This is a genomic window from Amycolatopsis echigonensis (assembly GCF_002846615.1).
GTDB lineage: Bacteria > Actinomycetota > Actinomycetes > Mycobacteriales > Pseudonocardiaceae > Amycolatopsis > Amycolatopsis echigonensis.
In genome coordinates, this window is sequence record NZ_PJMY01000003.1 from 2962204 (window position 1) to 2980680 (window position 18477).

14 protein-coding genes are annotated in these 18477 nt (G+C 70.8%); 4 read left to right on the forward strand and 10 right to left on the reverse strand.

Annotated features, from left to right (window positions below):
- Positions 1–55 precede the first annotated feature (55 nt).
- Positions 56–700, forward strand: coding sequence for a GNAT family N-acetyltransferase (locus ATK30_RS18910; RefSeq protein WP_101436718.1), 645 nt, complete (start codon positions 56–58; stop codon positions 698–700).
- Positions 701–1521: 821 nt separating this feature from the next.
- Here the strand turns inward: ATK30_RS18910 and ATK30_RS18915 are convergent.
- The 9 genes from ATK30_RS18915 to ATK30_RS18955 form a co-directional block, all read right to left on the reverse strand.
- On the reverse strand, positions 1522–2670 hold the full coding sequence (locus ATK30_RS18915; protein ID WP_009085332.1) for an N-acetylmuramoyl-L-alanine amidase: 1149 nt from the start codon (positions 2668–2670) through the stop codon (positions 1522–1524).
- A gap of 268 nt (positions 2671–2938) precedes the next feature.
- On the reverse strand, positions 2939–3262 hold the full coding sequence (trxA, locus tag ATK30_RS18920) for a thioredoxin (protein WP_009085330.1): 324 nt from the start codon (positions 3260–3262) through the stop codon (positions 2939–2941).
- A 28-nt stretch (positions 3263–3290) separates the two neighbouring features.
- Entirely contained in the window at positions 3291–4283 is a 993-nt protein-coding gene (gene trxB / locus ATK30_RS18925) for a thioredoxin-disulfide reductase (RefSeq protein WP_101436719.1), read from the reverse strand.
- 95 nt (positions 4284–4378) lie between these two features.
- Positions 4379–5176 (reverse strand): hypothetical protein, encoded by a 798-nt coding sequence (locus ATK30_RS18930; RefSeq protein WP_101436720.1) that lies wholly within the window; start codon positions 5174–5176, stop codon positions 4379–4381.
- Positions 5173–5838: an RNA polymerase sigma factor SigM gene (sigM, locus tag ATK30_RS18935; RefSeq protein ID WP_101436721.1), complete on the reverse strand. Its 666-nt coding sequence runs from the start codon at positions 5836–5838 to the stop codon at positions 5173–5175. Before sigM ends, ATK30_RS18930 begins: the two co-directional genes overlap by 4 nt.
- Positions 5839–5869: 31 nt before the next feature.
- Positions 5870–7471, reverse strand: a complete 1602-nt coding sequence (locus ATK30_RS18940; RefSeq protein WP_101436722.1) for a protein kinase family protein — start codon at positions 7469–7471, stop codon at positions 5870–5872.
- 79 nt (positions 7472–7550) lie between these two features.
- Positions 7551–9353 carry a murein biosynthesis integral membrane protein MurJ gene (gene murJ / locus ATK30_RS18945; RefSeq protein WP_460431617.1) on the reverse strand — a complete coding sequence of 601 codons (1803 nt, stop codon included), beginning with the start codon at positions 9351–9353 and terminating at the stop codon, positions 7551–7553.
- A gap of 638 nt (positions 9354–9991) precedes the next feature.
- Positions 9992–12151: a DUF6049 family protein gene (locus ATK30_RS18950; RefSeq protein WP_101436723.1), complete on the reverse strand. Its 2160-nt coding sequence runs from the start codon at positions 12149–12151 to the stop codon at positions 9992–9994.
- 14 nt (positions 12152–12165) lie between these two features.
- On the reverse strand, positions 12166–12672 hold the full coding sequence (locus ATK30_RS18955) for an NUDIX hydrolase (RefSeq protein ID WP_101436724.1): 507 nt from the start codon (positions 12670–12672) through the stop codon (positions 12166–12168).
- A gap of 101 nt (positions 12673–12773) precedes the next feature.
- On the opposite strand from ATK30_RS18955, the gene ATK30_RS18960 reads away from it, so the two are divergent.
- The 3 genes from ATK30_RS18960 to ATK30_RS18970 all read left to right on the forward strand — a co-directional run bounded on the left by ATK30_RS18960 (position 12774) and on the right by ATK30_RS18970 (position 16494).
- Positions 12774–14231, forward strand: coding sequence for a CCA tRNA nucleotidyltransferase (locus ATK30_RS18960; protein ID WP_101436725.1), 1458 nt, complete (start codon positions 12774–12776; stop codon positions 14229–14231).
- Positions 14232–14350: 119 nt separating this feature from the next.
- On the forward strand, positions 14351–15676 hold the full coding sequence (locus ATK30_RS18965; RefSeq protein WP_101436726.1) for a sensor histidine kinase: 1326 nt from the start codon (positions 14351–14353) through the stop codon (positions 15674–15676).
- Complete coding sequence (locus ATK30_RS18970) at positions 15673–16494, forward strand: methyltransferase domain-containing protein (RefSeq protein WP_167441950.1); 822 nt, start codon at positions 15673–15675, stop codon at positions 16492–16494. Before ATK30_RS18965 ends, ATK30_RS18970 begins: the two co-directional genes overlap by 4 nt.
- Here ATK30_RS18970 and ATK30_RS18975 read toward each other — a convergent pair.
- Entirely contained in the window at positions 16480–18372 is a 1893-nt protein-coding gene (locus tag ATK30_RS18975; RefSeq protein ID WP_101436728.1) for a TNT domain-containing protein, read from the reverse strand. The two genes, ATK30_RS18970 and ATK30_RS18975, sit on opposite strands and share 15 nt — an antisense overlap.
- Between the last annotated feature and the right edge of the window lie 105 nt (positions 18373–18477).

Here is an 18477-nt window from a genome sequence, read left to right on the forward strand (position 1 = left end):
CCTGCGCTCTTGCGGGCGCCGCGGCCGGAGTCGAGGGGTTCCAGGGAGGTTTCCGGTGTCACGTCGCGTGGTGGGCGTCACCCTGGACAATCTCGAGCACCTGCCCAAGAGCTGCCGCCAGTGCGTGTACTGGGAGCTCGCGCCGCATCTGAAGGCGCAGGCCGAGGAGTACGGCTCCACCGAGGTGGAGAAGGAAGCCTGGGTGTCCAGCGTGCTGCTGGAATGGGGTTCCTGCGGCCGCATCGTCTACAGCGACACGCTGCCGGTCGGCTTCGTCCTCTACGCCCCGCCGAACGCGGTGCCCCGCTCGCTCGCCTTCCCGACGTCGCCGCCCAGCGCGGACGCCGTTCTGCTCACCGCCTTCCAGGTCCTGCCGGAATTCCGCGGCGGCGGCCTCGGCCGGATGCTGGTGCAGGCCGTGGCGAAAGACCTCACGAAACGCGGCGTCCGGGCGATCGAAGCCTTCGGTGACGCCACCCCGGACGACGAGGACCCGCTGGGCCAGCACTCGTGCGTGCTGCCCGCCGCCTTCCTGCAAAGCGTGGGCTTCAAAACGGTGCGCCCGCACCGGAAGTACCCGCGGCTGCGTCTGGAGCTGCGCTCGGCGATCACCTGGAAGGAAGACGTCGAAGCCGCGCTGGAGCGTCTGCTCGGCCAGGTGACGATCACGACCGCCGAACCGAGTCTCGGCCGAGCCTGACTTCTTCCCGGGCTGTGGAGATCAGCCAGAATGATCTGGCTGGTACCCACCCTGAACGACCCGCCTGACTAGGTCGCCGAGTTCGGCAACGGCCAGCTCCGCTTCCACTCGCTGGTCACTCTCCGTATCTACCGCTGCGGCATCCACGGCCTCTCGCCCTGTTTTCTCGGCACCTTCATCCGCCCTGCGAGTGCCGCAAACCACCCATTCTCAACAGCATCGACCGAGGTCAGCGGCCACTCGATCCCCGCCGCCCCACCCTGAACACGGGTGTCGCGAGATCGTGTCCGACGAGCCCCATACCACCGCGGATTCACTCGGGAAACACCCACTCCCGGTACCTGTGCACAACTGTGGAAGAACCCCCGAGTTATCCACAGATTGCAGATAGAGGCCGTGGAAAAGCTGTGGATGGATAGAATGGATCTGGGGACGCCCCCCGGGACGGGTGGGGGCTGCCCCCAGGTGTGGTGGGTGCTGCGGCAGTGGGGCGCAAGTTCTTGTGGCGCCGGTTAAGCGGTGCGGGTGCTCCGGTTGTTTGGTGGTGCGGCTACGGGTGGCGGGCCGCCGGGGTGGGGGTTGGAGGCCGGGGAGGTTCCGCGGGGAGTGGGGCGGCGAGTCGTGACTGTGGGTAGTGGTTGGCTGGGGTGAGTTCTGGTCAGCGCGGCTAAACGGGCGGCTGGGCACGCTGGGGCTGAAGAGGGCGGTGCCGGTTCGGGGCGTGCTGAACGAGCCTGGCGACGTTCAGGGAGGAAAGTCCCGGGCAGAGGCCAATCAGGGGGCAGCTAGGGGTAGAGCAGAGGCCGAACGAAGAAGGGCGGCTATTCGGCCTTCGCCAGTTCGTGGGCCAGGACGTCGGCGAAGGTGAAGGTGCCGGTCGGCTGGTCGCCCTCGCCCAGGAGGTAGAGGCGCTTCACCGCGATGAGGATGCCCTCGGCCACGACGTCGCGGAAGGCGGGGTCGGCCAGGCGGGCGGCGTCGTCCGGGTTGGTCAGGTAGCCGATTTCCACGCGGACCGCGGGGCAGCGCGTGCGGGTGAAGATTTCCCACGTCTTGTAGTGCGTGCGACAGTCCAGCAGGCCGGTGCGCGCGGCGACTTCCCGCTGGATGAAGCCGGCCAGCAGCTCGCCGACGGTGGACGTCGTGCCGTTGCCGGTGCCGAAGTGGAAGCTCGCCACGCCCTGTGCGCGCGGCGACGGGTTGCCGTCGCTGTGCAGCGACAGGAACAGGTCCGCGCCGGCGTCGTTGGCGAACCGGGCGCGTTCGAAGTCCGTCGGGCTGTGGTTCGGGCCCCGGCTGATCAGGGCCTCCATGCCGGTGGCCTGCATCCGGCCTTCGAGCCGCCGTGCCAGGTCCCAGGCGATGTCTGCTTCGCGCAGGCCGCCGGCGACCACACCGAGGTCCTCGCCGCCGTGGCCCGGGTCGATGACGATGCGCTTGCCGCGCAGACGCGGGCCGGCCTGGCGCACCTGCTCCTGCTCGCGCAGGAAGACCGGGCGGCCGCCGCGGGCGCGCGGCGACGACAGGCGGTGCAGTTCGCGGATCGTGGCCGGGCCGCAGATGCCGTCCGACGTCAGCCGCATGTCGCGCTGGAACGTGCGCAGCGCGCGTTCGGTCTGCGGGCCGAAATACCCGTCCGGGCGGCCCGCGTCGAAGCCCAGTTCGGTGAGCCGCTCCTGAAGAGTGAAAACGTCGTCGCCGTGCACCGGCGACGACAAAAGGTACTGGAGCGGGCGGCTCCCGAGGTGATAGCTGGCACCCTTGAGCGCCTGGTACGTCGCAGGGCCCACGACGCCGTCGGTGATGAGCCCGCGGCGCTGCTGGAACGCGCGCACGGCCTGCTCCACCGCGACGTCGAACGTGTTGTACCGCTCGGTCCCCGCCACCGGCGGGAGCAGATCCATCCCGGCAAGGATCGACCTGATCTCGGCGACGTCGGGACCGGCGTCACCGCGGCGGAGTACCCGCATGCACTCCTCGCTCTTCCTCAGGCACCGAAACCGGCTCGATGCGAAACAGAAACTCGGGTAGGGGTGTACCCAGGCACCTATTGTGCCCTGTGAACTCTCGGTAAGGACGCAGGCCCGGTCGGTGCGCCACGGGAGGAGTGCCTCCTCCCCGGACAGACACGCCGAGTGCACCTGCGCGCACACCCCCGTGCGGGTGGTTCCCGAACGTGCGAGAATCCGGACCGGCGAGTCGATCGCCGCTGGCCCGGGTTCTCAGCAGGTGGACCGCTCAGAGCACGTCAGCGAGATCCGACAGCAGCGCGGCCTTCGGCTTCGCGCCCACGATCTGCTTCACCGGCTTGCCGCCCTGGAACAGGATCAGCGTCGGAATCGACATCACCTGGTAGTCACGCGCCGTGTTCGGGTTCTCGTCGATGTCGAGCTTCGCGACGGTGATCTTGTCGCCGTTTTCCTTCGCGATCTCCTCGAGCACCGGGGCGACCATCTTGCACGGCCCGCACCAGGTCGCCCAGAAGTCGACGAGAACGGGCTTCTCGCTGGTCAGGACGTCGTCCACGAACGACTTGTCGGTCACCTTCACGGGTTCGGACATCGCTTGCTCCTTCAACTCGGTGGGAAAGTCAGTGCTCGCCGGCGCCGTAGCCGCCGCCGACCAGTTCCGGTGCTTCGTGCGCGTCGGCGTCGCCGTGCTCCGCCAGCCATCGTTCCGCGTCGATCGCCGCGCTGCAGCCGGAGCCGGCCGCGGTGATCGCCTGCCGGTAAGTGCGGTCCACCAGGTCGCCAGCGGCGAACACGCCCGGCAGGTTCGTGTAGGACGTGCGGCCCTGGGTGAGCACGTAGCCCTCTTCGTCCAGGTCCACCTGCCCGCGCACCAGCTCGCTGCGCGGGTCGTGGCCGATCGCGACGAAGAACCCGGTCACGTCGAGCGTCTTCTCCTCGCCGGACTTCGTGTCGCGCACCTTCAGGCCGGACACCGTCCCGTCGCCCTCGACGCCGGTGATCTGCGAGTTCAGCTGCCACTTGATCTTCTCGTTCGCACGGGCGCGCTCGAGCATGATCTTCGACGCCCGGAACTCGTCGCGGCGGTGCACGATCGTCACGGACTTGGCGAACTTCGTCAGGAACGTCGCCTCCTCCATCGCCGAGTCGCCGCCGCCGGCGACCGCGATGTCGTGGTCGCGGAAGAAGAAACCGTCACAGGTCGCACAGGCGGACACGCCGCGGCCCAGCAGCTCCTGCTCGCCCGGCACCTTCAGGTACCGCGCGGCGGCGCCCATGGCCAGGATGACGGCGCGCGCGGCGTAGCGCTTGCCGTTCGCGACGACGTACTTCACGTCGCCGGTCAGCTCAAGCGACTCGACGTCCTCCGCGCGCAGCTCGGCCCCGAACCGCTCGGCCTGCTTGCGCATCTCCTCCATCAGGTCCGGACCCTGGATCCCGTCGCGGAAGCCCGGGAAGTTCTCGACCTCAGTGGTGGTCATCAGCGCGCCGCCGAACTGCGTGCCCTCGAACACCAGCGGTTCCAGCTGTGCGCGAGCCGCGTAGACCGCTGCGGTGTAACCGGCAGGACCCGACCCGACGACGATCAGGTTCCTGATTTCCTCGGCAGCCACCCGTCAACCCTCCGCTCGTAGTGACCTGTGCTCCAGGCTCAACACGATCGTAGGTGGAGGTGTTCCCGGCGGTGACGCCCGCTACGTCCGGGCCGCTACTTCTTGCCGACCACCTTGTCGAACAGCTTGTCCGGGTTCCCCGGTCCGCAGTCCGCGCCGAACGCGACCAGCCGGAACTGCGCGAGCTTGCCGGTGGTGTAGATCGCCACCACGCCGGGCTTGCCCTCGACGGTCACCGGCCGCACGCCTTCCGGCCGCACCGCCGGGTCCATCCCGGCCGCGGCGACGCACGCGTCGAACCTCTTCGAGTCCTGCAGCGGGCCGTAGTTCCGCACGCCGAGGCCGCCGCCCAGCAGAGCTTCCGCACCACTGCCGTCGCTGCCGACGGTCGGGCCGCCGACCGCGGACGGTGCGGGCGCGGCCACGCCGGGCGTATCCGTCTTGGTCGTACCGGGAATCGACAGCGTGATGGCCACCGCGGCGGCCGCGGCGGCGGTCAGGATCCCGGCTCCCCAGCCGAGCTGCCGGTTCCGCCGTTTCCGCGCCGCCGACAGGTCCACCACCGGCGCGACCGGGTGCTCAGCAGGCCCCGGCGCGGTCGCCGGAAACGTCGCCTCCTGCCGGGCCGCCGACTCCGCGGCGAGCGCGGCGTCGAGCCTGGCCGCGAACTCGGCGGGCATCGGCGGGGCCGGTTCCGCCGCGAGCGCGGACAGGTCGGCGGTGGTCGCCTCGAGGGCCTCGATGATCGCGCGCGCCTCCGGATCCGCGTTCACCCGCGGCCAGAGCTGAGCTGCCTCCCGGTCGTCGAGGACCCCGGCGTGGAGGTCGGCGAGCAGGTCGACAGACCAGGGCGGCCCGATGGTTCCGCCTGCCCCCCGGCTCTCGTCCGTCATCGTCCCTCCCCGTTCCCCGGCGAGCGCTGGGCCCGCCCGGCACTCCGGGACCCCTCCGAAGTGGCGTGCTTGCGTTTGCTTTCGTTAGTTGGGACGCCGCCACCGCCGTCCGGGTTCCGCAGATGCCCGAGAACCTTCGCGAGTTTTCCCCGCCCGCGCGCGCACCGGCTTTTGACCGTGCCCTCGGCGATGCCGAGCATTTTCGCGGTCTCGGCCACCGAATAGCCCTCGACGTCGACGAGCAGGATCGGCGCGCGCTGGTCCTCCGGCAGCTCGTCGAGCGCCTTGCGGACCAGCAGGCTGGTTTCCTTCTCCGCCATCGAATCGCCGGGCGCGGCCGGTTCGTTGAACTCCCCGGTCTCGGGCAACGGCACCGTCGGCCGGGCCTGCCTGCGGCGGATCCGGTCGAGGCACGCGTTCACCACGATCCGGTGCAGCCAGGTCGTGACCTGCGACTCCGCGCGGAACTTGCCCGCCGCGCGGAAGGCCGAGATGAACGCCTCCTGCAGCGCGTCCGACGCCTCTTCCGGATCGCGCAGCGTGCGCAGCGCTACCGCCCACATGCGGTCTCGATGCCGCCGGACCAGTTCACTGAACGCATGCGGATCGCCCGCGGCGTGTGCCGCGATCAGATCCGCATCCGTGGGAGCTGCAGCCGTCACCCGGCAGAGCCTACTGAGTCGTGCGCGCAGCTCACGCCGCAGGCAGGAAGCTCAGTTCTCCGATCTGGCTCTCGAAGCCGTTGCCGCCGTTGTCGCCCAGCTGGGTGATCCAGACGATGAAGTACTGGCTTTGCGTCGGCTGCTGCAGGGTGATCGTGGTGTCCGGCCCGTTCAGGTCGCCGCTTCCGACCACCTTGGTGTCGTCGAGCTGCGGGTTCTTGCTGTCCGCCGACCGGATCTCGACCTTCGTGCCCGGGCTGTCCGCGCTGATCTTCACCTGCGCGAGGTTCACCGGGTTGTCGAACGAGACCGCGATGCCGACGCCGGGCTTCAGCGCGGGCAGCTGCTGCTGGTACTGGTCGGTTTTCCAGATCGTGCCCGGGTCGCCGTCAATCGTGTTCTTCACCCGGCCCGGGTTGTCGCCCGAGCCCTCCGGGTTGTACAGCGAGGCCGACTTCGGAGCCACCGGATCGCCGACCTTCGGGCTCGCCGGCTGCTGGTTCGCCGGCGGCGGGGCCTGGTTGCCCGGTTTGGCCGGGGCCGAACTGCCGGGCGGGGCCGCGACGTTGATCGTGGGACCGGTCGGCTTGCCGTCGCCCTGGAACAGGTTGATCAGCATCAGCCCGCCCCACGCGAGGATCACCACGGTGGCCACCACCAGCACGGTGACGCCGAAGGCCAGCTTCCGCCGCCGCGCGACGTCCTTCACCGGCTTCTTCGTGGTCCAGATCGTGCCGTCGGGATCCGCCGCCGCTTCGTCCTTGCCGACCGCGTTGATCAGCTGGGTGCGTTCCTCGTGCTCGGCGACCTGGCCGAGCACGCGCAGGATGGCCGAGCTGGTGCGGATCCCGCCGCTGCCGCCGTCCTCGATCGTGCGCACGGCCAGCGAGGACAGCTCCGGCGGCACCGCGGGCACCAGCGACCGCGGCGGCACCACGTGCCCCTGCGGGGTGAGCGGGGCCGCGGGGATCGCGGGCGGTCCGCCCGGCAGCGCCCAGCGTCCGGTGAGCAGCAGGTACAGCACCGCGCCGAGCGCCTTGACGTCATCGCGGAGCGTGGCTTCCGGCAACGGGCCGGGGAAGGCGAGCTTGAGCGCGCCGCCCGGGGTGAGCCGCAGCCGCTGCGGGTGGTCGAGGCCGAGGACGAGGCCGTTCTGGTGGGCGTGGTCGACGGCTTCCGCGAGCGCCTGCACCATCCGCGCGGCCGCGGCAGGGGCCACCGGCCGCTGCGCGACCAGGTCCACCAGGTCACTGCCCTTGGTCCACTCCGCCACCACGACACCGAGCAGTCCCTCGCTGGAGGTGACGCCGCTGCCGAGACTGAGCACGTCCAGCACCCGCGCGACGCCGCCGTGCCCGAACTTGGACGCGTGCGCGGCCCGTTCCAGGGTGCGCCGGGCCTGCCGCGCCGCTTCCGGATCGGCCGGATCGCCGACCAGCAGCGTCAGTGCGACGTCCCGTTTGAGCTGCCCGTCCCGCGCGCGCCAGAGGTGCGCGGCGGCCCGCTCGTCTACGCCGAACTGGGCAAGCAGGCGATACCGGCCGTCCCCTACGACGCGTCCGGGCGCGAGCGATCCGCCCCGGGCGCGAATGCCCGCGGCGTCCCCCGCCTGCTCGCTTCGTCTCGTGTCCACGCTCTCTCCCGCTTCGCTCCCGGCACCGAGGGTACCCGGATCATCAGCCGTAGAAGCGTCGTGAGTCGTGAATCAATCGTTACCCGCGCTTGATCAATCGGGTGAATCTCGATGTTACGGGCTTCAGCTCCTCGACCTTCAGCGCCATGAGCACCCCGAACGAGACCGCGATCCCGACGATTCCCTGCAGGATGAGCTCGATCCAGGCGTGCGGAACCGGGCCGAGCGACGAGGGCACGATCAGCCCGACGACCCACGCGGCCCCGACCCCCAGAACGCTCGCCACGACCGTGAACAGGATCACCCCGATCACCCGCTTGCTGCGCAGGTTGCCGAGCGTCACCCACAGCCACACCTGGCCGAGCATCGCGCCGATCACGTAGGTCAGCGCGTTCACCATCATCACGCCGAGCACGATGTTCTCCGGGTTCAGCAGCACCGGGCACAAGAACAGCAGCGGCACCTTGACCACGGTCATCACGATCATGATCAACGTCGGCGTGCGGGCGTCCTTCATCGCGTAGAACACCCGCATCTGGAGCATCACCAGCGCGTACGGCAGCAGCGCGAACGCGGTGATGGCCAGCGCCTGGCCCATCCGCTCGGCGTTCCCCAGCGGTCCCTTGCCGATCGCGAACAGCGCGACGCCCATCGAGGTGCCGACGATCGTCATCACCGCGGAGATCGGCACGAGCGTGACCGTGGAGATCCGCGAGGCGTATGACAGATCGCTGACCAGCTTCTTCGTGTCGCCGTCGGCGGCGGCGCGGCTCAACCGCGGCATGATCGCGGTCAGCAGCGAGACCCCGAGCACGCCGTAGGGCAGCTGGAACAGCAGCCACGCGTAGTTGTAGGCGGTGACCCCGCCCGAGGTGCCCTTGGTGAGCACCCGGGTGGTGATCGTGAGGCCGATCTGGCTGACCGCGACGTAGCCGACGACCCACAGCGCCAGCCCGCCGAACTCCTTCATCCGGCTGTCCAGGCCCCAGCGCCAGCGCGGGCGGAAGCCCGACCGCAGCAGCGGCGGGATCAGCATGAGCGCCTGGGCGGCGATGCCGCCGGTGACGCCGAGGCCGAGGGTGAGCACCTTCGGATCGGTGATCGCGGGGTGGTCGACGTCGATCGATCCGGGCATCAGCCACACCACGAGGATGGTGAAGATGACCACCAGGTTGTTGATCACCGGCGCCCACGCGGTCGGCCCGAACACGTGCTTGGCGTTCAGCATCGCCGAGACCAGCGCGAACACACCGTAGAAGAAGATCTCCGGCAGTAGCAGATAGGCGAACGCCGTGGTCAGGCCCGCGCTCGCCTGCCCGGACGAATCGATGTACAGCGAGGTGAACGCGGGTGCCGCGATCACCGCTATCACGGTGCCGATGAACAGCACGGTGACGCCGGTGGTCAGCAGCCGTTGCGCGTAGGCCTGGCCGTGGTCCGGATCGTCCTGCGAACGCACCAGCAGCGGCACCACCACGCTGGTGAGCACGCCGCCGAGAAGCAGCTCGAAGATGATGTTCGGCATCGTGTTCGCGACGTTGAACGAGTCGGTCGCGACCCCGGAACCGATCGCCGCGACCAGCAGCACCTTCCACAGGAAGCCGGTGATCCGGCTGATCAGCGACGCGATCGCCATCCGCCCGGAGGCCTTGGCGACCGAGGGGCCCTCGTCCTTGGGCTGCTCGGGAGCCTCGGCCGGACGCGCGAGCGGTGCGTCCTTGACCCGCGGCATGACCTGGGTGGCCAGCGCGTCGTACGGGCGCAGGACGTCCGGGTCGGCGGTCGGCCAGCGCGAGGGGGCCGCCAGCGGGACGCCGGCGGTGCGCGGGATGAACCGGGTGGCGTCCGGGTCCCGCATCGCCTCTTCCTGCCACGGCCGGATCGGCGTGCCGGGACGCGGGCCGCGGCCGCGATGCACCGGCGGCTGCGGGCCCGGCACGTTGGCGGGCGGCGGCGTCGGCTGCGGAAGCTGGCCGCGGTTCGGCGGCTGGTTCGCCGGCGGGAGCGGTTGCGGACCCGACGGCGGGAGTTGCTGCGGGCCGGACGGCGGCCCGGACGGCCGCGGCGGGGGCGGCTTGCGCACCGGCGGCATCGCGGCCCTGGTCGGGACCGGACGCGGCTGGCCGTTCGGCGGCGGGACGCGGCGCGGCGCGCGCTCCCGGGGTTCGCGGGGTTCGGCGCCGCGCGGGTCGATCCGGCGCGGCTGGGCCCGGTCAGCGGGCGGACGTTCGTCGGGCAGCGGCATCCGCCGGGTGCCGTTGGGCGGCGGCTGCCTGCGCTCGGCGGGCGGCGGCGGAGGGGGCGGCTGGCGACGGGCGTCCCTCACCGCGCGGCGAGGCTGGTCGCTCCGCCTCGGCGCCGCGTCGTCCCGCCGGGGACGACCCGCACGCTCGGGTGGTTGACCCGGCTCTTTGTCCAACGCGTGCCCAATCCTCGGCGGTCCCCTGGTTCCCTGCCATTGTGGCAGCGCCGACCCAGGGTAATCGGGAACGGGCGCGAGCACCCGCCCCCTTGCGGATGTCAGGGCGTGCCGCCTCGGCTTTCCTTGATCCGCCGGTAGATCCGCCGGGACGCGAGCAGCAGCAGCGCGCAACCAGCGGCGACGGTGATGATGATGGTGATCGGGCCGTATTCGGTCGAGGTCAGCTCGAACCGCGCGGTCGCGCCGAGATCTGTGCCCGATGGGGTGGTCAACGACACATCGACCGACAGGTGACCGGCCCGCAGCGCCTCGATCTGCACGTACCTGGTCTGCCCGCCCTTGGCCGGGAAAAGCAGGTCGCTGGCCTGCTCCGGCCGGATGCCCATGGTGTTCCTCAGCGCGATCTGCGCGGTGACGCCGACCGGCAGGTCGTTGTGCACGTACACCGGCAGCGGCGAGGACCCGGACGCGAGCGCAATCGTTTGCTTCGGCTGTTCGACGGTCACCTGGTCGCGGATCGCGGCGAGTTCGGCCGTCGCGTTCGCCGAGGCGGACGCGACCGCCGACGGCCCGAAAGCGGTCGAACTGCCGCGGACCAGCGCGTCGCGCACCGGGCCGACGATCGCCTGCGGTTCGACCCGGTTCCTGGGGTCTACCTGCATCGCGGACATCAGGCCGGCGACGTCCTGGTCGAGGCTGGACAGCTGGTCGGCGACGGCCGCGCCGCCGTCCGACCGGGTGCTCGCGACCAGCGAAGCGCTGCCCTCGGGGGTGCTGCCCAGCAGGTCGTCGAGCGTCGCCCCGGCGGTGACGCCCGCGTTGGTGAGCTTGCCGAGCCCGGACAGGAAGGCGTTGAGCTCGTCGGTGGTGGCGTCCCAGCGCCGCGGCGGAGCGATGAGCATCGGCCCGCCGTCTGCTCCCTCCGTGCGGCCGAGTCCGGCTTCGAAGGCGATCGCGGCGAGCCCGTTCTGGGTGGAGACCGCACGCTGCGACGCACCGCTGTACGTGGTCGGCGTCTGCGCGCTCGGCGTGAATCCGGTGAGACCGGCGGTGGCCATCGAGTTGGTCGCCTGCGCGCGCAGGCCGTCGGAAAGGGTCGCCGCGCCGGTGACGGTCTCGTCGTCACCGCCCGCGCGCAGCTTGCCGCTGTCGGTCAGCACGGTCTGGAAGCCGCCCAGCGAAATCGCCGACAGCGCCTTGTCGTCCGGCGTCCCGCCCGGCCACAGCACGCCGGCTTTCGACTCGACGCCGAGCACTTGGCGGATCGTCGCGGTGCCGTTCAGCGCCGTGGTCATGAGGCCGGAGTCGGGATTGCCGTCGGCGCCGCGGACCTTGCCCAGCGTGGTGAGGTCGGCGTCGGCGAACGGCAGCGGGATCACGCATCGCCCGGTGACCAGCGCGCGCAGCGCGGCCAGCCAGTTCGACGCGGCGTCGGCGCCCTTGCCCGCCACCCCGCCGTTGACGCGGTAGCCGGCGCGCATCGCGTCGACGGTGCGCAGCAGGTCGGGATCGAGGGCGAAGCACAGCGAGCCGCCGATCTTCGGATTCGTCTCCTGCGCCGCCCGCGCCGCCGAGACCAGCGAATACAGCCGTCCGCCCGGGCTCAGCTCGTCGGCGAGGGAATCGTCGGTGAGCGTCATCGGCACGCCGAACGGCGCGGACTGGATGTGCGGAGTGCTGTCGGTGATCGGCCACAGCACCGCCAGTTTCGAATGCCGCTGCGTCGCCTGGTTGTTCGCGTGCCCCGGCGTCGACAGCACCGGCATGAGCAAGCTCACCGCGGCGAGCCGGGCCGCACCGCCGTACTCGGGGGTGCCGTTCACGTTCACCAGCAGCGGGTAGACCCCCGGCCGCAGCCCGGCGCCGCGCGGTCCGGTGAGCGGCACGGTGATGTTCAGCCGGGCGCTCTGTCCCGGCTCCAGCTCTTCGGCGAGCAGCGTGAAATCGGTGAGCGGAGTGTCCTGCACGGGATTCCCGGCGAGCACCGAGTCCATCGCGCGCGGGCTCGAGAGGCGTTCGCCGATCTGCAGCCGGGCCATCGGCTTGACGATCCGCCGGGACCCGGTGTTGGTCACCGTCCCGGTCACCGTGATCGCCTGGTCCGTGCTGGTGATCACGCGCGGGGACAGCTGGCCGAGGTCGAGCCGCAGGTGGGCCGGTTCCGGGGACGAATTCTCCTGCGCGCCCGCCGGCGCACCGAACAGCGCGGTGGCGGCGACGATCAGCAAGGACAGCAAGAAGGCGGCGGGCCGCTTCACTCGGGTGCTCCCTCTCAGGCGCGCTCGTCGGGCGCGAAAAGTTCTGCTGCCCCGCGAACCAGCTTGCGCTCGTCCGCGTAGGCGAGGGTGGTCTCCAGCTCGGCCAGCGGAACCCAGGCGACCTCGGTCACCTCGACGTCCTCGTCCGACAGTTCGCCACCGGTGGCTTCGAGCAGGAAATGGTGCACGGTCTTGTGCACCCGGCGCTGCTGCGCGACGAACCAGTAGTCGATGGTGCCCAGCGGCTGCAGCACGCGCGCGGAGATGCCGGTTTCCTCCTTCACCTCGCGCACCGCGGTCTGCTCCACCGTCTCCCCGTCCTCGATGTGGCCCTTCGGCAACGACCACAGCAGTCTGCCGTGCCGGTCGAGCCGGCCGATCAGCACCGCGCGTTCCCGCTCCGGGTCGACGACCAGTCCGCCCGCCGAGGTCTCGTCGACCGTGGTCAGCCGCCTGCCGCGGTGCCGCCGTCGCCGCCGGCGCGGCGTCGGCGGTCCGGCGCGACCGGCAGATCCAGACATGCTGCGATGCTAGAGCAAACGGTCGCCCGGGTACTCTGGCTCTCCGTGTCCGTGTCCGGCGGCGCCAGCGGCACTGGCGCCATTTTCGTGGTGGGATTCGAGTGAACAACCTGGTCGCCCAGCAGAACGCGGTGACGGAACTGATGCGAGTGTCCCCGCTGGCCGATGAGCTGGCCGAGCGCTTCGCGCGCGCCGGCCACAGCTTGTACCTGGTCGGCGGCAGCGTGCGCGACGCGCTGCTCGGCAGGCTGTCGAACGACCTCGACTTCACCACGGACGCGCGCCCGGACCGGGTGCTGCAGATCGTGAGCGAATGGGGCGACGCGGTCTGGGACGTCGGCATCGCGTTCGGCACCGTCGGCGTCACCAAGAACGGCACGACGCTGGAGATCACCACGTTCCGCGCGGACAGCTACGACCGCGTCGGCCGCAATCCCGAGGTCACCTTCGGCGACACCATCGAGGGCGACCTGCTTCGCCGCGACTTCACCGTCAACGCGATGGCGATCGACCTGGTCGGGAAGACGTTCATCGACCCGCACGACGGCATCGACGCGCTCCGGCTGAAGGTGCTCGACACTCCGGCGCTGCCGCAGGAGTCGTTCGCCGACGATCCGCTGCGGATGATGCGCGCCGCCCGGTTCTCCGCGCAGCTCGGCTTCACCGCCGCGCCGCGCGTGGTCGAGGCGATGACATCGATGGCCGAGGAGATCGACCGGATCACCGCCGAACGGGTCCAGACCGAGCTGTCGAAGCTGATGCTGGCCCCCGATCCGCGGCCGGGCCTGGAGCTGCTGGTCGACACCGGGCTGGCCGATCGCGTGCTGCCCGAGCTGCCCGGGATGCGGCTGGCGATCGACGAGCACCACCAGCACAAGGACGTCTACCAGCATTCGCTGACCGTCCTCGCGCAGGCGATCGCGCTCGAGAAATCGCACGAGCCGACCAGCGAGCCCGACCTCGTGCTGCGGCTGGCCGCGCTGCTGCACGACATCGGCAAGCCGGCCACTCGCGAGTTCCAGCCCGGCGGCGGCGTGAGCTTCCACCACCACGAGGTGGTCGGTGCGCGGATGGCCCGCAAACGTTTGCGGGCGCTGAAATACTCGAAGGAAATCGTCGAGCAGGTCTCCCAGCTCGTGTTCCTCCACCTGCGGTTTCACGGGTACGGCGGCGGCGAGTGGACCGATTCGGCGGTCCGCCGCTACGTCACCGACGCCGGCGACCTGCTGACCCGGCTGCACAAGCTCGTTCGCGCCGATTCGACCACGCGCAACAAGCGCAAGGCAGCCCAGCTGCAGGCGACCTACGACGACCTCGAGGCCCGCATCGCGCGGATCAAGGAGCAGGAGGACCTCGACCGCGTCCGGCCGGATCTCGACGGCAACGAGATCATGCGGCTGCTCGGCCTGCCGCCGGGCCCGGAGGTCGGCCGGGCCTGGAAGTTCCTCAAGGAGCTGCGGCTCGACCGCGGTCCGCTGGAGCACGACGAGGCGGTCGCCGAGCTGAAGAAGTGGGCGGCGGCGGAGGGCCTCGGCTCAGGCCAGCAACCGCAGGACTGACTGAACTGAACCGCGGGACTTAAAGGCGATCCCGCCGCGACGAAGTCGGCGCCTTCAAACACTGGATCATCGTCCGGCCAGCCGAGATACTCCCTGTGTCGAACCGAATGGGGGGATCGATGACGCGGCAGCACGGCGGGGACCGGCGTGGGGCCAGCTTTCTCGTCACCTTGCTGCGGCGCGGAACGCCCGCGCTGGCGACGGCGACGACCGGGTTGACCGACGAGATCGCCGATCCGACCCCGGTGCGCGCGCTGCAGCGGATTTCGCGGATGGCCGGTCCGGTCGACGAACGGCACCATGACGGATTGCTCTTGCGGGCGGCCCGGTACGTGGTGCTGGTCCCGCTCGTCTACCGGCTGGTCGTGGTGCCGGCGACGTTCGCGACGTATGCGGTCAAGCACGGGCCGTCCGGGCTGGCGTCGGTCGCGATCGTCACCGTGTGCTCGGTCGCGCTGAGCGCGTTCGGCCTGTTCTGGATGATGCGCCGGGCCCCGTTCCGCAGCGATCTCGCGGGTCGGCTGTTGCTGGTCGACCTCGTGGCCACGCTCGCGTTCGAGCTGTTCCTGGGCGCGACGGTCTCGCCCGCGGTGTTCCACGACGCGGTCGGGGTCGCGGACAAGCACCTGCTCGGCAGCGTCGCCCTGCTCACTCTCGCCGTCGGCATCCCGTCCGGGATCGGCCTGGCCGCGCTCAGCCTGCCCGTGCGGTTGCTGTCGGACCTGCTCAACCACGGCACGGTCGATTTCGCGCAGGCCGCGTCGCTGTATCCGACGATGTTCGGCGTCCTGTTCACCGCGGTCGGCGCGCTGATCCTGCTCGGACTCGGAATCCGGCTCGCGCTGGCGTACGGCATCCGCAACGGGCGGCTCGCCGAACGCGCGCGGCAGCACCGGATGCTGCACGACACGGTGCTGCAGACGCTGGAAGCGATCGCGCTCGGCGGTCCCGGGGATCCGGACCAGCGGCTGGTCGAAGTGCAGCGGCTGGCCCGCGCGCAGGCGATCGAGCTGCGGCAGACCATCGAGACCGCCGCGGCGCAGCGGGCCGAGGAGGGTGCGCGGCCGCTTGGCGAGAAGCTCGCGGCGCTGGCCGCGGAGATGGCGCGCGACGGTCTGCGTGCGCAGCTGGTGATCGCGGAGCTCGACGACGACACGCTGTCCGAGGTCCGGCAGATCGCGATCCGCGACGCAGTGCGGGAAGCGATGCGCAACACGATGAAGCACGGCGAGACCGACAAGGTCGTGGTGCGCGTGGAGGAACGCAACGGCGGGATCGCGGTGATCACGCGGGACCACGGCACCGGCTTCAGCCCGCAGGACCGGCCGGCCGGGTTCGGCATCAGCGAGTCGATCACCGCGCGGCTGGCCGAGGTCGGCGGGACCTCGCTGGTCGAATCGAGTCCGGGGAGTGGAACTCGGGTGACCTTGTGGGTGCCGCTGTGAGCGGGGTGGCCGGTGCGCTGGCGGCGTACCGGGAGGGAGACGTCGAGCGGGCGAGTGCGCTTGCCGTCGAGGCTGGAACTCCGTTGGGTGCCGAGCTGGCGACGTATCTCGCGGCGGGGCCGAGCGGTCCGGTCTATGACCAGCCAGCCGCGTTCACCGCGTTCATTCGCGGCGGCGGGAACGTCGAGTTGTACCGGCGGTTGAGCGAAGAACTGGCTGCGCGGTACGACTCCTGGCGTCCGTCCGCGCTGCTGGATCTCGGCTGCGGCGACGGGTTGGCGATCGAACCGGCGCTGGCGCGGGCCTCGTTCCGGCCGGAGCGGATCGACCTGGTGGAGCCGTCGGAGGCGCTGCTCGCGGACGTCGAAGTCCCTGGTGCACGCCGGTTTTCGTTGACCGCACAGGACTTTCTCGCCGCGGACGGTTCCACGTGGAACCTTGCGCAGTCGACGTTCGCACTGCAGTCGATCGAGCCGTCCTCCCGGGCTGGGGTGCTGAGCGCGTTGCGGGCGCGGACGGAACGGTTGGTGCTGGCCGAATTCGACGTGCCGGACACCGCCGACCCGGAGTCGCTCGCGCAGCGGTACGAATGCGGCGTCGCCGAGTACGGCGAGCAGGCTTCCCTGGTGGCACAAGGATTTCTGCTGCCGGTGCTGCTCGGCGTCGCGGCTGGGACGGCGCGGACGAACTGGGAACATCCGGCCTCGGAATGGATCCGGCAGCTCGAGGCCGCCGGGTTCGCCGACGTGACAGTGGAACCGCTCGCGGACTACTGGTGGTCGCCCGCCGTGCTGATCACGGCTTCACAGCCGGGATAGCGCTCCCTGCTCGATGTGCAGCGCGATCGGCCGCGGCAGCAGGTACGCCGTGGCCCCGCCCGGCTGTGGACCCCACGGTGCCGTGACACCGGTCAGCACCCGGATGGTGCGCTGCACCCGGTACTCGTGCCGGTCGCGTTCGCGGTCCGGCGTCAGCGAGGTTTCGAGGAACCGCACCGAATTCTGGTGCACCAGGTTCCCGGCCTCGGGGCCGAACCGGACCACCGTCGTGCCGGCGGGCAGCGCGACGATCCGCTTGCCGCGGAAGAACGACAGCGGCGGCTCGCCGCGCATCGGCAGGATCGGCCAGTCCGCGGGCTGATCGGATTCCTCCGGTGCCTGTGGCGGCAGCATCAGCAGCGTGCCGAGGAGGAATCGCGCCGCGTCGGCGAGGTTGGCGAACGCCACCGGCTCCACGGACGGCGGACGAGACACCTCCCAGCGGTTTTCCGCGCGGCGCAACGTCCACACGCCCTCGGCGGGCATCTCGTCCGCGCCGATCCGGTACGCCGACGACGGCACGCCGTGCTCGACGAGCCGTTGCTGCAGCAGAGCCAACGTCTCGGCCGCACGCAACCCGCGGGTCGGTTCGCCGCGGATCGCACGGGCGAGCGAGCTGTCGTCCGGGATGTCGGCCTCGGTGCGCCCCGGGCGCGGTTTGCCGAGCACGTCGGCTTCGGCGGTGGCGCGCACCAGGTCGCGCACGATCGGCGGCCGGAACCCGCCGGCACGGATGTGCTCGACCAGCTCCGGCTCCGGCGGGACGCCGTATTTGCGCAGGTAGTGCGGTACGGCGGCGGGCCAGATCCAGGTGCCGTCGGTGTGGAAGGCGTGCGGCACGTCCGGCGGCGCGCCGGGCGCGAAGATGTCCGGCTGCGGCACGGGCCGGTGCAGCACGACGGGCGAGCGGAACAGGTAGTCGAGCACGCCGCGGACCTGGTCCGGCGGCACCGGCGGGCGGTTCACCACGGGCCGCTCGCCCTCGTTGTGCGCGTCGACCGGCCGTGCCTGGCGGAATCCGATGCTCAGCGGCAGCCCGGCCTTCGCGCCGAGCCAGTCCGGCAGGTGCTTGTCCGGACGCGGGAACCGGGTCAGCTCCACGAGGTAGGACTCGCGGGCGGGCTCGCCGCCGTCGTTGGGCGGCAGCCGCCACTCCGGCTCCTGGTCGGCGTCGAAGTCGAAATCGAACTGCGAATCGGCGTCGAGCGTGAAGGTGCCTTGGAACCAGGTGCCGGTCTCCGGCTGGTACATCGCGGCGCGCAGCTGGGTGAACAGCGTGCTCAGCTGCGGCGTGCCGGGCAGCGACACCGAAACCGGGCCGTTCTCGTCGCCGACCGCGCGAACCTCCAGTTCGGAGTAGTCGCCGACCTGCCGGAACTGCGCCGCCACGCGCGTCCAGCCGCCGGGCACCTGGCGCAGGGTGCGGCCGATCCCGCGCAGGATCCGGGTCTGGTCGCCGCCGTCGATCTCCGCCTTCGGCTCGCCGTAGTCGTGCCGCGTCAGCCACAGCCCGGTGAGCTGCTTGCCCGGGACGGTCACCGAGAAGTCGGTCAGCCCGAGCTGCGCGGCACGCACCGGATCGTGCCGCGTCCAGCGCAGGGTCAGATTCGGCTGGTCGCCCGGCGCGACCTCGAAAAGCTCGTTGTCGTATTCGACGTAGGTGCGCAGGTCGAACGTCGCGGGCACCTCGTTCGCGAGCACGACCTTGGCCGGTTTGCCCTCGTGCTCGCGGTCGAAATCCTCGGGCGCTTCCTCGTCGCCGACAACGGTCAGCAGCAGCGTGCCGTCGGTGGTGGAGCGTTGTGCCGCGAAAGTGCGATCGTCGAGCGTCGCGTACAGGCCGTCTGGGCGTTCTCCCGATTCCACCCGGTAGCGCACGTCTGGTTCCTCCCCGAAGTCCCCCGTGTAGCCGCAACGAACTTAGCCGACCGTGTCACGACCCGACCATCGGTCACCGGAGACGGGAGAAGATGCGCCCACAAA

What these genes read in the sequence shown, in the direction of transcription:
- ATK30_RS18915 (WP_009085332.1), bottom strand. Translation starts at nt 2,670, where the DNA reads ATGCGGGTACTCCGCCGCGGTGACGCCGGTCCCGACGTCGCCGAGATC.
- trxA (WP_009085330.1), bottom strand. Translation starts at nt 3,262, where the DNA reads ATGTCCGAACCCGTGAAGGTGACCGACAAGTCGTTCGTGGACGACGTC.
- ATK30_RS18930 (WP_101436720.1), bottom strand. Translation starts at nt 5,176, where the DNA reads ATGACGGACGAGAGCCGGGGGGCAGGCGGAACCATCGGGCCGCCCTGG.
- ATK30_RS18955 (WP_101436724.1), bottom strand. Translation starts at nt 12,672, where the DNA reads ATGTCTGGATCTGCCGGTCGCGCCGGACCGCCGACGCCGCGCCGGCGG.
- ATK30_RS18965 (WP_101436726.1), top strand. Translation starts at nt 14,351, where the DNA reads ATGACGCGGCAGCACGGCGGGGACCGGCGTGGGGCCAGCTTTCTCGTC.